This window comes from Nocardia abscessus NBRC 100374 (assembly GCF_000308455.1).
Taxonomy (GTDB): Bacteria; Actinomycetota; Actinomycetes; order Mycobacteriales; family Mycobacteriaceae; genus Nocardia; species Nocardia abscessus.
In genome coordinates this window covers 1-13,511 of the sequence record NZ_BAFP01000093.1, presented here as the reverse complement: position 1 = coordinate 13,511, position 13,511 = coordinate 1, and the positions used below count along the sequence as shown (strand labels likewise).

General features: G+C 69.8%; 10 protein-coding genes and 1 pseudogene. 8 read left to right on the top strand and 3 right to left on the bottom strand.

Annotation, left to right across the window (positions count from 1 at the left end; translation table 11 throughout):
• Nucleotides 1-47: 47 nt before the first annotated feature.
• On the bottom strand, nucleotides 48-971 hold the full coding sequence (gene ypfJ, locus ON19_RS18585; protein ID WP_043694074.1) for a KPN_02809 family neutral zinc metallopeptidase: 924 nt from the start codon (nucleotides 969-971) through the stop codon (nucleotides 48-50).
• Between the two features lie 189 nt (nucleotides 972-1,160).
• Here ypfJ and aspS point away from each other — a divergent pair, with 189 nt between their 5' ends.
• A complete protein-coding gene (gene aspS / locus ON19_RS18580; RefSeq protein ID WP_043694071.1) occupies nucleotides 1,161-2,954 on the top strand; it encodes an aspartate--tRNA ligase in 1,794 nt (597 codons plus the stop codon).
• A gap of 74 nt (nucleotides 2,955-3,028) precedes the next feature.
• Entirely contained in the window at nucleotides 3,029-3,997 is a 969-nt protein-coding gene (locus ON19_RS18575; protein ID WP_083899469.1) for a DUF389 domain-containing protein, read from the top strand.
• A gap of 7 nt (nucleotides 3,998-4,004) precedes the next feature.
• Here the strand turns inward: ON19_RS18575 and ON19_RS18570 are convergent, their stop codons facing one another.
• Nucleotides 4,005-4,976 carry a DUF7847 domain-containing protein gene (locus tag ON19_RS18570; protein WP_043694068.1) on the bottom strand — a complete coding sequence of 324 codons (972 nt, stop codon included), beginning with the start codon at nucleotides 4,974-4,976 and terminating at the stop codon, nucleotides 4,005-4,007.
• Nucleotides 4,977-5,166: 190 nt separating this feature from the next.
• Here ON19_RS18570 and ON19_RS18565 point away from each other — a divergent pair, with 190 nt between their 5' ends.
• Both ON19_RS18565 and ON19_RS18560 read left to right on the top strand, forming a co-directional pair.
• Nucleotides 5,167-6,336, top strand: a complete 1,170-nt coding sequence (locus ON19_RS18565; RefSeq protein ID WP_043694066.1) for a phosphotransferase family protein — start codon at nucleotides 5,167-5,169, stop codon at nucleotides 6,334-6,336.
• Between the two features lie 239 nt (nucleotides 6,337-6,575).
• A complete protein-coding gene (locus tag ON19_RS18560; protein ID WP_043694064.1) occupies nucleotides 6,576-6,821 on the top strand; it encodes a hypothetical protein in 246 nt (81 codons plus the stop codon).
• Between the two features lie 13 nt (nucleotides 6,822-6,834).
• Here ON19_RS18560 and ON19_RS18555 read toward each other — a convergent pair whose 3' ends face one another.
• Nucleotides 6,835-8,490 carry an alkaline phosphatase D family protein gene (locus tag ON19_RS18555; protein ID WP_227954692.1) on the bottom strand — a complete coding sequence of 552 codons (1,656 nt, stop codon included), beginning with the start codon at nucleotides 8,488-8,490 and terminating at the stop codon, nucleotides 6,835-6,837.
• Between the two features lie 128 nt (nucleotides 8,491-8,618).
• On the opposite strand from ON19_RS18555, the gene ON19_RS18550 reads away from it, so the two are divergent.
• The 4 genes and pseudogenes from ON19_RS18550 to ON19_RS18535 all read left to right on the top strand — a co-directional run.
• Nucleotides 8,619-9,962 carry a replication-associated recombination protein A gene (locus ON19_RS18550; RefSeq protein ID WP_086006663.1) on the top strand — a complete coding sequence of 448 codons (1,344 nt, stop codon included), beginning with the start codon at nucleotides 8,619-8,621 and terminating at the stop codon, nucleotides 9,960-9,962.
• A 95-nt stretch (nucleotides 9,963-10,057) separates the two neighbouring features.
• The gene (gene alaS, locus ON19_RS18545) at nucleotides 10,058-12,727 is read left to right on the top strand and encodes an alanine--tRNA ligase (protein WP_043694117.1); all 2,670 of its coding nucleotides are present in this window, start codon (nucleotides 10,058-10,060) and stop codon (nucleotides 12,725-12,727) included.
• Complete coding sequence (ruvX, locus tag ON19_RS18540) at nucleotides 12,727-13,290, top strand: Holliday junction resolvase RuvX (protein WP_043694062.1); 564 nt, start codon at nucleotides 12,727-12,729, stop codon at nucleotides 13,288-13,290. The genes alaS and ruvX overlap by 1 nt, the downstream gene beginning before the upstream one ends.
• Nucleotides 13,287-13,511, top strand: a pseudogene (locus ON19_RS18535) (endolytic transglycosylase MltG); the annotation flags it as partial. The gene ruvX and the pseudogene ON19_RS18535, both read left to right, overlap by 4 nt.

Here is a 13,511-nt window from a genome sequence, read left to right as displayed (position 1 = left end):
CGCCGGCCCTGGCGGTACCGGCGCGCTGTGTCGGATCCGATCCGGTTCTACCGCACGGTGGGCGGATTGTTGAGATCCTGCGCCGAATACGTGTCGCACGCACGGACCTGACCGGTCCGGTAGCCGGTGAGGAACCACTTCTGGCGCTGCTCGGACGAACCGTGCGTCCAGGCTTCGGGATTCACCCGGCCCTGCGCCGCGCGCTGGATGCGGTCGTCGCCGACCGCCGCGGCCGCCGACAGCGCGTCCGCGACGTCCTTGTCCGACAGCGGCTTCAGGAACGGCTGGTCGCTGCCGGGCGCCGGCTGCTGGTCCGCGAAATGCGCCCAGATGCCCGCGTAGCAGTCGGCCTGCAGTTCGGTACGCACCGCGCCGGACTCCGGCCCGCGCGGATCCCGTTGCGCGCGACCGAGGTCGCCGAGCAGGTTTTGGATGTGATGGCCGATCTCGTGCGCAACCACGTATTCCTGGGCGAGCGGACCGCCGCTGGCGCCGAAGCGATCCACCAGATCCTGGAAGAAGCTGGTGTCGAAGTAGGCGGTCCGATCGACCGGGCAGTAGAACGGGCCGACATCGCTGGTGGCGTTGCCGCAGCCGGTCGAGGTGGCGCCGGAGAAGAGCACGACCTTCGGCTCGACATAGCGCTTGCCTGCCTGCTTCGGCAGCTCGGCCGACCACACCGCGTCCAGGCTCTGCGCGGTGAGCGCCACCCGGCAGTCGACGTACTTGTTGGCGTCCGCGCCGGTCCTGCAATGGCTCGGGGTGCCCTCGGTACCGGGCTGGGTCTGGGTCTGGCCGGGCGCGCCGGTGAAATTGCCGAGGATGGAGCCGGGATCGCCACCCATCAGCAGCGTGAGTACCAGCACGATGAGTCCGCCCGCGCCGCCGCCCAGCGCGAGTTTGCCGCCCATGCCCGGACCGCCGGAGGAAACGCGGTCCGGATCGATCTGCATGCCCTCGTTGAAGGTCATCGTCGTCGCTTTCTCGCTTGTCCGTCGGGGTCACACAGCCCTCGGTCGTACGAGCCCCGGTTCACACTCCGCGGGTACAGCTTGGCACGGGCGCGGTGATATCGGTTTCCACTCGGGGAATGTGTCTCACTACGATGGTCTCGCACCTGGTCACACCGAGCCCGGTGCCGAGTCGTCGAAAGGAATCCCGTGCTGCGCACCCACTTGGCTGGTTCGCTGCGAAGCGAGCATGCCGGTCAGACCGTCACTCTCACCGGCTGGGTGGCCCGGCGGCGTGACCACGGTGGGGTGATCTTCATCGATCTGCGCGACGCGTCGGGCGTCGCCCAGGCCGTCTTCCGCGAGGGCGAACCCGCCGAACAGGCGCACCGGCTGCGCGCCGAGTACTGCGTGCGCGTCACCGGCACCGTGGAACCGCGGCCGAGCGGCAACGAGAACCCCGAACTGCCCACCGGCGCCATCGAGGTGAACGTCACCGAGCTCGAAGTGCTGAACGAGAGCGCTCCGTTGCCGTTCCAGCTGGACGAGCAGCCCGGTGAGGAAGCGCGCCTGAAGCACCGCTACCTGGACCTGCGCCGCGAAGGCCCGGCGCACGCCATCCGGCTGCGGTCCAGGGTGAACGCGGCCGCCCGTGAGGTGCTCGCCCGCCACGAATTCGTCGAAGTCGAGACTCCCACGCTGACCCGGTCCACGCCCGAGGGCGCGCGCGACTTCCTGGTGCCCGCCCGCCTGCAGCCGGGTAGCTTCTACGCCCTGCCGCAGAGTCCGCAGCTGTTCAAGCAGCTGCTGATGGTCGGCGGCATCGAACGCTACTACCAGATCGCGCGGTGCTACCGGGACGAGGACTTCCGCGCCGACCGCCAGCCGGAGTTCACCCAGCTCGACATCGAGATGAGCTTCGTGCGCCAGGAGGACGTGATCCTGCTGGCGGAGGAGATCCTGGTCGCGCTGTGGAAGCTGATCGGATACGAGATCCAGACCCCGATCCCGCACATGACCTACGCCGAGGCCATGCGCCGTTTCGGCACCGACAAGCCCGACCTGCGCTTCGGCGTGGAGATCACCGAGTGCACCGACTACTTCGCAGACACCCCGTTCCGGGTGTTCCAGGCGCCCTACGTGGGCGCGGTGGTCATGCCGGGCGGCGCGAGCCAGCCGCGGCGACAGCTCGACGCATGGCAGGAATGGGCCAAGCAGCGCGGCGCCAAGGGGCTGGCGTACGTCCTAGTGAACGAGGACGGCACGCTCGGCGGCCCGGTCGCCAAGAACCTCAGCGAAGCCGAGCGCGAGGGGCTGGCCAAGCACGTCGGCGCGGTCCCCGGTGACTGTGTGTTCTTCGCCGCGGGCGCACCGAAGGCGCAGCGTGCGTTGCTCGGCGCGGCGCGTGTCGAGATCGCCCGCAAGGTCGGGCTCATCGACGAGGACGCCTGGTCGTTCGTGTGGGTCGTGGACGCGCCCCTGTTCGAGCCGACCGTCGAAGCGACCGCGAGCGGCGACGTGGCGGTGGGCCACTCCGCGTGGACCGCGGTGCATCACGCTTTCACCTCGCCGAAGCCGGAGTCGCTGGACACTTTCGACGCCGATCCGGGCTCGGCGCTGGCCTACGCCTACGACATCGTCTGCAACGGCAACGAGATCGGTGGCGGGTCGATTCGTATCCACCGCCGCGATGTGCAGGAACGCGTTTTCGAGGTCATGGGGATCAGTCAGGAGGAGGCGCAGGAGAAGTTCGGCTTCCTGCTGGACGCCTTCGCCTTCGGCGCTCCGCCGCACGGTGGCATCGCCTTCGGCTGGGACCGGGTCACCGCGCTGCTGGCGGGAGAGGACTCGATCCGTGAGGTCATCGCGTTCCCGAAGACCGGTGGCGGCGTCGACCCGCTGACCGACGCACCCGCGCCGATCACCGCGCAGCAGCGCAAAGAGGCGGGCCTGGACGCCAAGCCGGAGCAGAAGAAGGCGGCCGACGCCGCGACCGCGTCGTAACGGAGCAACCCCGCGAACGGTACCTTTTGGTCAGCCGTGTCCCTGCTCGAGGACGCCGATCGCGAGGGAATCCGTTGTTGCACTTGCGCATGATCAGCCCGCCGGAGATCACCGACGCGGCGCTCGAGGTGCTTGCCGCCGATCCCGGGGTCACGCACGTGACCCTGGCACGCGGCGTCGCGCTGGAGCCGGAGGGCGATCTCGTGCAGGCGGACGTGGCTCGAGAGGCCGCCAACGACGTAATCGACGATCTGACCGCGCTGGGCGTCTGCCGGTCCGGCGGTATGACACTCACACCGGTCGAGACGGTGCTGTCGGACGCGGGTGAGCGTGCGGTGCACGAGGCGCCCGGCGATCCGAGCGACGCGGTGGTGTGGGAGGAACTGCTCGCGCAGACCCACGAGGAGTCGAGCATCAGCGCGACGTTCCTGGCGTTCCTCACGATCGCCTGCCTGCTCGCCGCCGTCGGCGTCGCGACCGATTCGCCGGTGACCATCGTCGGCGCCATGGTCGTCGGTCCGGAGTTCGGGCCGCTGGCCGCCCTCGCGGTCGCTGTGGTGCGCAGGGACTTTTCGCTGGTCCGGCGGTCGGTGCTCGCGCTCGCGGTCGGCTTTCCGGTGGCGATGGTCGTCACGCTGCTGGCGACAGTGGTGTGGCGGCAGGTCGGCTGGATCACCATCGATGGGGTGTCGAGCATCGACGACGTCGACTTCATCTACCAGGTCGGGCCGTTCTCCCTGGTCGTCGCACTACTGGCGGGCGCGGCGGGCATGCTGTCGCTGGTGACCGCGAAATCGGCCGCGCTGGTCGGCGTGTTCATCTCGGTGACCACCGTGCCCGCGGCCGGATTCGCCGTCGTCGCGGCGACTTTGGGGGAGTGGCGGGTGGCGTTTCTGTCCGCGGGGCAGCTGGCCGTGAACATGGCGGGCATCGTCGTGGCCGGGATCCTGGTACTCGCCCTCCGGCCTCGCGCGGGCAGCGAGGCCGGACCGGTGGGGCGTTTCACGCGGTGGATCGGGACACGCGCTCGGATCGGCGGATGACCGCGCTTCAGTATGCCGCGACGGTGCCGCCGGTGAGCGTGCGATAGGCGTAGGTCACCGCGATGGTGGCGACCGGGCCCGCGATCAGCAGGCCCAACCCGCACAGCAGCAGGCCGAGGAAGGTCACCACCAGCACCGCCAGCGCGAGCAGCAGCACCTGCCAAGCGTTGGCGACCACCAGCGTGAAGCTGGACTTCAGCGCCTCGAACGGACCCTGGTCCTGGTCGACCACGAAATGCAGCGAGAACATGCACAGCCAGCCGGCGATCAGACCGGGGAGCAGGCAGATCGCCGAGCCGATGAAGGTCAGTGTGAACGCCAGCAGTGCGGTGAGCAGCACGTTGCCCGCGTTCACGAAGCGGAAGTAGGCGCCGAACGGCGGAGGCGTGCCGTCGGCCTCGTACAGCGCGCCGCGCACCATGGCCGCCTGCAGCAGCCAGACCGCGGCCATGACCGCCAGGAAGATGAGCAGCAGTGGCAGCATCGTCGTCGGGTCGGCGATTTGCACGACGAGCAGGAACGCCAGGTAGATGACCAGGCCCACCGCGGTCACCCCGGCCCACGGCCCCGGATTGGCCCGGAACCTCGCCCAGCCGTAACTGATGGCCTGACCGACGTCCAGCGAGCTCGAACCCACCTGGACCTGCTGGTAGCCGTAGACCGGCTCCTGCGCCTGCGCGGGGCCGGGCGGCGCCCACCCCGGCCCGGTGCCCTGCGGACCGTAGCTGGGATGCGGGGCGCCCACCGGCGGGGGCGGCTCCAGCGGTTCGCTGCCGTAGTGTGCCGCGCCGGGGCCCTCGAACTGCGGATATCCGGACGAACCCGCCATCTCGTGGCGGGGATGGCCGGTCCCGGGACCAGGTGCCTGCGGATGCGGGCTCTCGTGTCGGCCCGGCCGTGGCGCGAAGCGTTCGTCGTCGTTCGGGGAGGTAGCGCCGCCAGCTGATGGTTTGGGTGCGGGGGGCGGTGTTTCGGTCATGCGTAGACCTTTCCACTCAACTGGTTTGCGGTGTGGCGCATGGCAGTTGACGATGAGAAAACCCGACCGCTGTCGAGGTGTCAAGCGACCTGCGGTCGCGCTCCGACCTCGCCGGAGACACGCCGAGCGACGCGGAAAGGTTGTGTAACCGCTCGCTAGAAGTGACCGGATGCGAGTAGCTTGAGAGTCGATGACCGCACTATTGGCCGAACGCGCCGCCGAAGTCGTGTCCGCAGCGCAACAGTTGCTCACAAAGCGAATGGGTGCTCCGGTAAAGCTGAGCGATCCGATCGAACTCAGCGGTAGTGGTAGGACGACGGTCCTACGCGTGCGTGTAGCGGAGAACGCATTCTCGTTACCGCGAACCCTGATCATCAAGCAGGTTCGCGGAGCCGCCCAAGATCGCCGGACCGGAGGGCTGGCGCCCGGGGTGGCCAGCATCGATTCCGCTTTCCTCCGCGAGGCGGTGTCCTACCAGTTCACCACCGCTCTGAGCCGGGAACACCGGCCGGGCGCGTACCTGATCGCGCACAGCCTTCCCGACCGCCTGCTGATCCTCAGCGACCTCGGCGAGAACTCGCTGCTGACCGCCGTGCTGCGGTCGGGCACCGAGACCGCGGCCCGCAACGCCCTGATGGCGTTCGCCCAGGCGCTGGGCCGGATGCACGCCGCCACTGTCGGGCGCGAGGCGGACTTCGTCGCGTTGCTGCGCCGGGTGGACGTGGTGCACCGGGTGGACGGCATCGCGCAGCAGGCCGAGTCGGCGATCGCGGAGGTTCCCGGACTGCTGCAGCGCGAACTGGGCATCGAGGTGCCCGGCGAGATCGCCGAGCGGATCGTGCGGGGCAATCGGCTGTACTCCGCGGGCCGCTTCCGGGCGTTCAGCCCGTCGGACCTGTGCCCGGACAATGTGATCTTGAATGAGGAGGGCGCTCGCTTCCTCGACTACGAGTGGGGCGGATTCCGCGACGCCACCCTGGACATCGCCTACGCCCTGGTGTCCTTCCCCGGCTGCCTGTGCGATGTCGAACTCTCCCGCGAACGCGCCAAGCAGATGGTGGAGGCGTGGCGCGCGGAGGTCGTCGGCGTCTGGCCCGCGCTGGCCGACGACGAGCAGCTCGACGAACGAATCCTGGAAGCCAGGCTGATCTGGGTCTGGCTGTCCACCTATTGGTTCCTGCCCGCCGACCACACGCGCATCGCGGCCGCCAGGGAGCACGGGCTGTCGGTACCGCGCTCGGCGGCGCTGATCAACCGCTGGGCCGCACTCGCCGAAGACGCGCGGTGCACGGGTGACGACATCGTGGGCGATTTCGCCGAGGACGTGTCCGCGATGCTGGAAGAGCGCTGGTCGGAGTAGATCTTCTTCCGCGGACGGGCGTTGGCCGGACCCGGCGTTGACGCGAGCGGCCGCGGCGAACCCGGCTTCGTGGCGTGCGTACCGACCGCCGAGCGTCGTTTCCGGCGGCCTCCGCTGAACCGCGAGGTGGTTCCGCGATTCCGGAACACCGGATGTGAATCCCCTGCGCGCCCGGCACAATGACAGTTCGGAGCGCTCGATCGAAGGCGAGAGCGGGCGCGGGGAAGAGGGAGTACCGGGTGGGTTACCTACCGCTCGTCGTGTTCGCGATCGGAGTCGTCGCCGCTGTGCTCGGCGTCGTGATCGTGCGACGGAACAAGGCCCGCGGCCGGAGCGGCGAAGACACGACGACTCGTGCCCGCGCGGCCGGGGCCCAGCTCAGCAAAGAAGCCCGCGGTCGGCAGTGGCGGAAGGGTAAATCCAACGACTACTCCGCAGGCGGCGGAGGATACGGCGGCGGTGGGGGATGCGCCGGCGGGGAGTGATCTCCCGCGTCGGTCAGCCGAGCGGGACCTGCCGCGGCTCGATCCGTCCCCCGGAACGGACGGCGAACGAAGCGCCGTGGCGCACACCGGAATTCGGGTCGGCCACGTTCAGTAGGTAGTACCAATCCATCTGCGCGTGGTCCGCGGTGACCTCCAGGACGCCGTAGCCGTGCGAATCGAGCTCCACGTAGCGCAGATGACGGTTGACCGTCGCGAGCGATGCGGCCAGCGGCGCGGAGTTCGCCCGGAGCAGGTCGCCGATGCTGGTCGAGGTCACCGACGGCACCACGAACTCGGCGCCCGCCGTCGCCCCGCCCGGATAGTTCGCCGCGTCCACCGGCAGATCCGCGGCCCATGAGGAGTGGATGTCGCCGGTCAGGAACAGCACGTCGGTGATCTGCTGGTCGAGGATGGCGTGGAACAGGCGAGCGCGGTCGGCGGTGTAGCCGTCCCACTGGTCGCCGTTCAGCGACAGGCCGGCCTGCGGGAGGCCCACGGTGCTGGTGATCGCCGCCGTGGTGGCGGGCTCCAGCGGGGGGAAGACCAGCGGAGCGATCATCACCGAGTTGCCGACCAGCTTCCACCGCACCGGCGCCGACGCCAGGCCCGCGGTGAGCCACTCCATCTGAGCCTTGCCGGTGAGGCTGCGCGCCGGATCGTCGGCCTCCCGCCAGTGCGCTCCGGGCTTCGCCTCCTGGTCGCGGTAGCTGCGCAGATCGAGCATGGCGAGTTCGGCCAGGGTGCCGAAGCGCAGCCTGCGGTAGATCCGCACGTCGGCGCCGGACCCGGACGCGCGGACCGGCATCCATTCCAGGTAGGCCCGGGCGGAGGCGGCGCGCCGGTCGGCCCAGTCGCCCTCGTCGGCGGCATCGTGGTTGTTCGCGCCGCCGGACCAGGAATTGTCGGCGGATTCGTGGTCGTCCCAGGTGCAGATGAACGGCAGCGTGGCGTGCAGGCCGAGCAGATCCGGGTCGGTCTTGTACTGCGCGTGGCGGACGCGGTAATCGGCCAGGCTCACGATCTCGTCGGCCGGTTCGTGCAGCCGCACGGTGCCGTTGCGGCCGCCGTACTTGCCCCGGCCGTATTCGTAGATGTAGTCGCCCAGGTGCACGATCGCGTCCAGGTCGGTGCGGGCGGCCAGGTGGCGGTAGGCGCCGAAGTAGCCCGCCTCCCAGTTCGAGCAGGAGACCACGCCGAATCGGAGGCGGTCCGGTGTGTCCGCGGTGGCGGGCGCGGTTTTGGTGCGACCCACCGAGGAGGTCTCCCCGAGTGCGCTGAAGCGATAGAAGTACTCCACACCCGGCGCGAGGCCGGAGACGTCGACCTTGACGGTGTGGTCGGACTCCGCCGCGGCCGTCGCGGTTCCGGATGCGGCGATCGAGGCGAACCGGTCGTCCGCGGCGATCTCCCAGCGCACGGTCGCCGGGTCACCCAGGCCCGAGCCGGGGGCGGCGTCGTCGGAGACGGTGACGCGGGTCCAGAGGATCACGCCATCGGGGAGCGGGTCGCCCGAGGCAACGCCGTGCCGGAAAACCTGGGTGGCGGCTGCGGCGCGTCCGGCGCCCCGTACCGCGGTGGCGGCGGCGGCGGCCGCGGTGCCCGCCAAGAGTGTGCGCCGAGCGAAGCGCGGAACGGACGAGGGATCTGAAACGGGCGCGTTTTCCAGCACGGGTACCGATCCCAACCGAAGTGACGGCGGCTCGCAACTCGGCCCGTCTCCGTGCTGGTCGGGGCCGCGCGACCGCCGCGTGGGCACGGCATGTCGTGCTGTCGGTGCGGCTGGGTAACGTTTTCCGGGTGAGCGATGGTTTGTTCGACGTGCCCGGCGCCGCGGTGCCCCCGGAGCATTCGATCGACACGGTGGTGCGCAGGGACGCGGGTGCGCCTCTGGCCGTGCGCATGCGTCCGGCGGCGCTGGAGGAGGTGGTCGGCCAGCAGCACCTGCTCGGTCCCGGCTCGCCGCTGCGCAGGCTGATCGAGGGTTCGGGCGCCGCTTCGGTGCTGCTGTACGGCCCGCCGGGCACGGGAAAGACGACCTTGGCCGCGCTCATCTCGCAAGCCACCGGTCGTCGGTTCGAGGCGCTGTCGGCGCTGTCGGCGGGCGTCAAGGAGGTGCGCGCGGTCATCGACCTGGCCCGGCGCAGGGTGTCGGCGGGCGAGCAGACCGTGCTGTTCATCGACGAGGTGCACCGCTTCTCCAAGACACAGCAGGACGCCCTGCTCGCCGCGGTGGAGAACCGGATCGTGCTGTTGGTCGGCGCGACCACGGAGAATCCGTCGTTCTCGGTGGTGTCACCGCTGCTGTCGCGCTCGCTGGTGCTGCAACTGCGCTCGCTGACCGAAGGCGACATCCGCCAGGTGCTCACCCGCGCGATCACCGATCCGCGCGGCCTCGCCGGCGAGTACACCGTGACCGAGGCCGCGCTCGACCACATCGTGCGCATCGCGGGCGGCGATGCCCGCCGCGCGCTGACAGCCCTGGAAGCGTCGGCCGAATCCTCGCTCGACGGCACCGTGGACGTGGACCTGGTCGAGGCCAGCGTGGACAAGGCCGCGGTCCGCTACGACCGGGCAGGCGACCAGCACTACGACGTGATCAGCGCGTTCATCAAGTCCATCCGCGGTTCGGACGTCGACGCCGCGCTGCACTATCTGGCGCGCATGCTGAGCGCGGGGGAGGACCCGCGTTTCATCGCCCGCAGGCTGATGATCCACGCGAGCGAGGACATCGGCATGGCCGACCCGACGGCGCTGCAGACGGCGACCGCCGCCGCGCAGGTGGTGCAGCTGGTCGGCCTGCCCGAAGGCCGCCTCGCGCTCGCGCAGGCCACGATCCACCTGGCGACCGCCCCGAAATCCGGCGCCGTCGTGGCCGCGATCGGCGCGGCCATGGCCGACGTCGCGGCGGGCAAGGCGGGCGTGGTCCCGTCGCACCTGCGCGACGGTCATTACCCGGGCGCGGCGGCACTCGGCAACGCCCAGGGCTACAAGTACCCGCACGACGACAAGGACGGCGTGCTCTCCCAGCAGTACCCGCCCGACGAACTGGTCGGTGTCGACTACTACCACCCCACCGACCATGGCCACGAACGCGAGATCGGCCCCAGAGTCGACAAGCTGCGCCGCATCGTCCGAGGCTGACCGCCGCGAGACCGGTTCGCAGGCCGGTCGCCGGGACGCGCGGGCAGCCCCGGTCGATGAAATTCGCGTGCGCGGCACCGGTAGGCTGGGTATTCGTGCAGACCCACGAGATTCGACGGCGTTTCCTGGACCATTTCCTCCGTGCCGGCCATACCGAGGTGCCGAGTGCCTCCCTGATCCTGGCCGACCCGAACCTGCTGTTCGTCAACGCAGGCATGGTCCAGTTCAAGCCGTACTTCCTGGGTCAGGAAGCGCCGCCGTACCCGCGCGCCACCAGCGTGCAGAAATGCGTGCGGACCGGCGACATCGAAGAGGTCGGCGTCACCACGCGGCACAACACGTTCTTCCAGATGGCGGGCAATTTCTCCTTCGGCGACTACTTCAAGGAGGGGGCGATCACCCTCGCCTGGGAGCTGATCTCCAAGCCACAGGACGAGGGTGGTTACGGGTTCGATCCCGAGCGGATCTGGGTGACCGTCTACCAGGACGACCCGGAGACCGCCGAGATCTGGAAACGGGTCGCGGGCATGCCCGAGGAGCGCATCCAGTTCCGCGACGGCAAGGACAACTACTGGGATATGGGCGTGCCCGGTCCCGGCGGGCCCTGCTCGGAGATCTACTACGATCGCGGGCCCGAGCACGGCCGCGACGGTGGTCCGGTCGCCGACGAGGACCGCTACCTCGAGATCTGGAATCTCGTGTTCATGCAGGACGTCCGCGGCGAGCTGAGCCCGAAGCTGGGGCATCCGCCGGTCGGGTCGCTGCCGAAGAAGAACATCGACACCGGTATGGGCGTCGAGCGGATCGCGCTGCTGCTGCAAGGCGTGGACAACGTCTACGAGACCGACCTGCTGCGCCCGATCATCGACAAGGCCGAGGAGCTGACCGGGCGCTCCTACGGCGTCCAGCACGAGGACGATGTCCGCTTCCGCGTGATCGCCGACCACGCCCGCACCGCCGCCATGCTGATCGCCGACGGCGTGAACCCCGGCAACGACGGCCGCGGCTACGTGCTGCGCCGCCTGCTGCGGCGCATCGTGCGCTCGGCCCGCCTGCTCGGCGCGGATAAGCCGGTGATGGGCGAGTTCATGAAGATCGTCAGCGACCTGATGGCCCCGTCCTACCCGGAGCTGGCCACCGACTTCCGCCGGATCGAGACCGTCGCGGTCGGTGAGGAGACGGCGTTCCTGAAGACGTTGAACACCGGCTCCACGCTGTTCGACAACACCGCCGCCGCGGTCAAGGCCGAGGGCGGCAGCACGATCGCCGGGTCGGACGCCTTCACCCTGCACGACACCTACGGCTTCCCGATCGACCTGACGCTGGAGATGGCCGCCGAGGCCGGGCTGTCGGTCGACGAGGAGGGCTTCCGCTCGCTCATGGCCGAGCAGCGCAAGCGCGCCAAGGAGGACGCCCAGGCCCGCAAGCACGCCCACGCCGACCTCACCATCTACAAGGAGCTGGTCGACCGGGGCGCCACCGAGTTCACCGGCTTCGACGAGCTGACCTCCGAGGCCACCGTGCTCGCCCTGATCGCCGACGGCGTACGGGTGCCCACCGCGACCGTGGGCCAGGACGTCGAGGTCATCCTGGACCGCAGCCCGCTCTACGCCGAGTCCGGCGGCCAGATCGCCGACCGCGGCTCCATCACCGCCTCATCGGGGCTGAAGCTGCGGGTCAACGACGTGCAGAAGATCGCCAAGAAGCTGTGGGTGCACAAGACCACCGTGGAGCACGGCCAGGTCACCGAGGGCGATATCGTGCTCGCCCAAGCCGACCCGGCGTGGCGGCGCGGCGCCACCCAGGGCCACTCCGGCACGCACATGGTGCACGCCGCCCTCCGGCGGGTGCTCGGCCCGAACGCCGTGCAGGCCGGCTCGCTGAACAAGCCGGGCTACCTGCGCTTCGACTTCAACTGGCAGGGCCAGCTGTCCGAGCAGCAGAAGGCCGACATCGAGGCCGTGTCCAACGACGCGGTCGGCGCCGACTTCCCGGTGAACACCTTCGTCACCGATCTGCCGAAGGCCAAGCAGATGGGTGCGCTGGCCTTGTTCGGCGAGAACTACGGCAACGAGGTCCGCGTCGTGGAGATCGGCGGCCCGTTCTCGATGGAGCTCTGCGGTGGCACCCACGTGCAGCATTCCTCGCAGATCGGCCCGATCACGGTGCTCGGTGAGTCGTCGGTCGGCTCGGGTGTACGCCGTGTGGAGGCCTTCGTCGGCTTGGACTCCTACAAGTACCTGGCCAAGGAGCGTGCCCTGCTGGCCGGTGTCGCCTCCGCGCTGAAGGTGCCCTCCGAGGAGGTGCCCGGTCGCGTCGAGCAGCTGGTGGAGCGGCTCAAGGTGGCGGAGAAAGAGCTCGAGCGCACCAAGATGGCCGCCGTGTTGTCCTCGGCGGGCAAGTTCGTCGAGGAGGCCGAGCGGATCGGCCGTCTGCTGCTGGTCGCCGTGGCCGCGCCCGAGGGCGTGCCCGCGGGCGATCTGCGCACGCTGGCCACCGATATCCGCGGCCGGTTCGGCAGTGAGCCCGCCGTGGTGGTGCTGCTCGGCAACGCGGACGGCAAGGTGCCGTTCGTCGTCGCGGTGAACAAGCCCGCCCAGGAGCTCGGCGTCAAGGCAGGCGATCTGGTCGGCAGCTTCGGTCCGAGTATCGCCGGACGCGGCGGCGGCAAGCCGGAGATGGCTCAGGGCGCGGGTTCGGACCCGTCCGGCATTCCGGCGGGCCTGGCCGCGGTCCGCGCGCGGGTGGCCGAACTCGCCGGGTGATGGGCGACTCCGCGGAACCGGAGAGGTCGGCGCAGCGCGGCGCCGACCGGCCGCATCCCGCCACCGATCCCGGTCGGGGCAGGCGGATCGGCGTCGACGTCGGCAGTGTCCGGATCGGGGTCGCCGCGTGCGATCCCGACGGCATTCTCGCCACGCCGGTGGAGACGGTGCCACGCGCGAAACAGTCGCGGCGCTCGGCGCCCGCACCCGATATCGAAAGAATTGCCGAAATTGTGCGGGAGTACGAGGCAGTCGAGGTAATCGTCGGATTGCCGCGAACATTACGCGGGGAGAAGGGGACTGCAGCTACGCTGGCCAGCGCATTCGCTGAGCGATTGCGGGCTGCCGTCGGGCCGGTACCGGTCCGGCTTTCCGACGAACGTTTGACTACGGTGTCAGCTGCACGTGCATTGCGGGACAGCGGAGTTCGCGCGCGTGGCCAGCGGCAGGTGATCGATCAGGCGGCGGCCGTGTCGATCCTGCAAGGATGGTTGGACGAACGGAGTGCGGTGTTGAGGTCGGTGGAAGCGGGACGTCCTGCGTCGCCCGGGGACGATGCATGACGGATCGGTGGGCGCGGGCCGAGGAACTGTTCCGACAGCGCGAAGCTGATCGGCGTTACCGGAGAGACGACCAAGCCTGGGGCGAACACGACGACGGCGACGACTACTACGACGACGACACGACCGTCATCCCCCGCTACGTCGATGACGAGGAGGAGGAGCCGCCGGCACCGCCTCCGCCCGCCCCGCGGCGTGGCGGGCAGCGCGCGAGCGCTACGCGC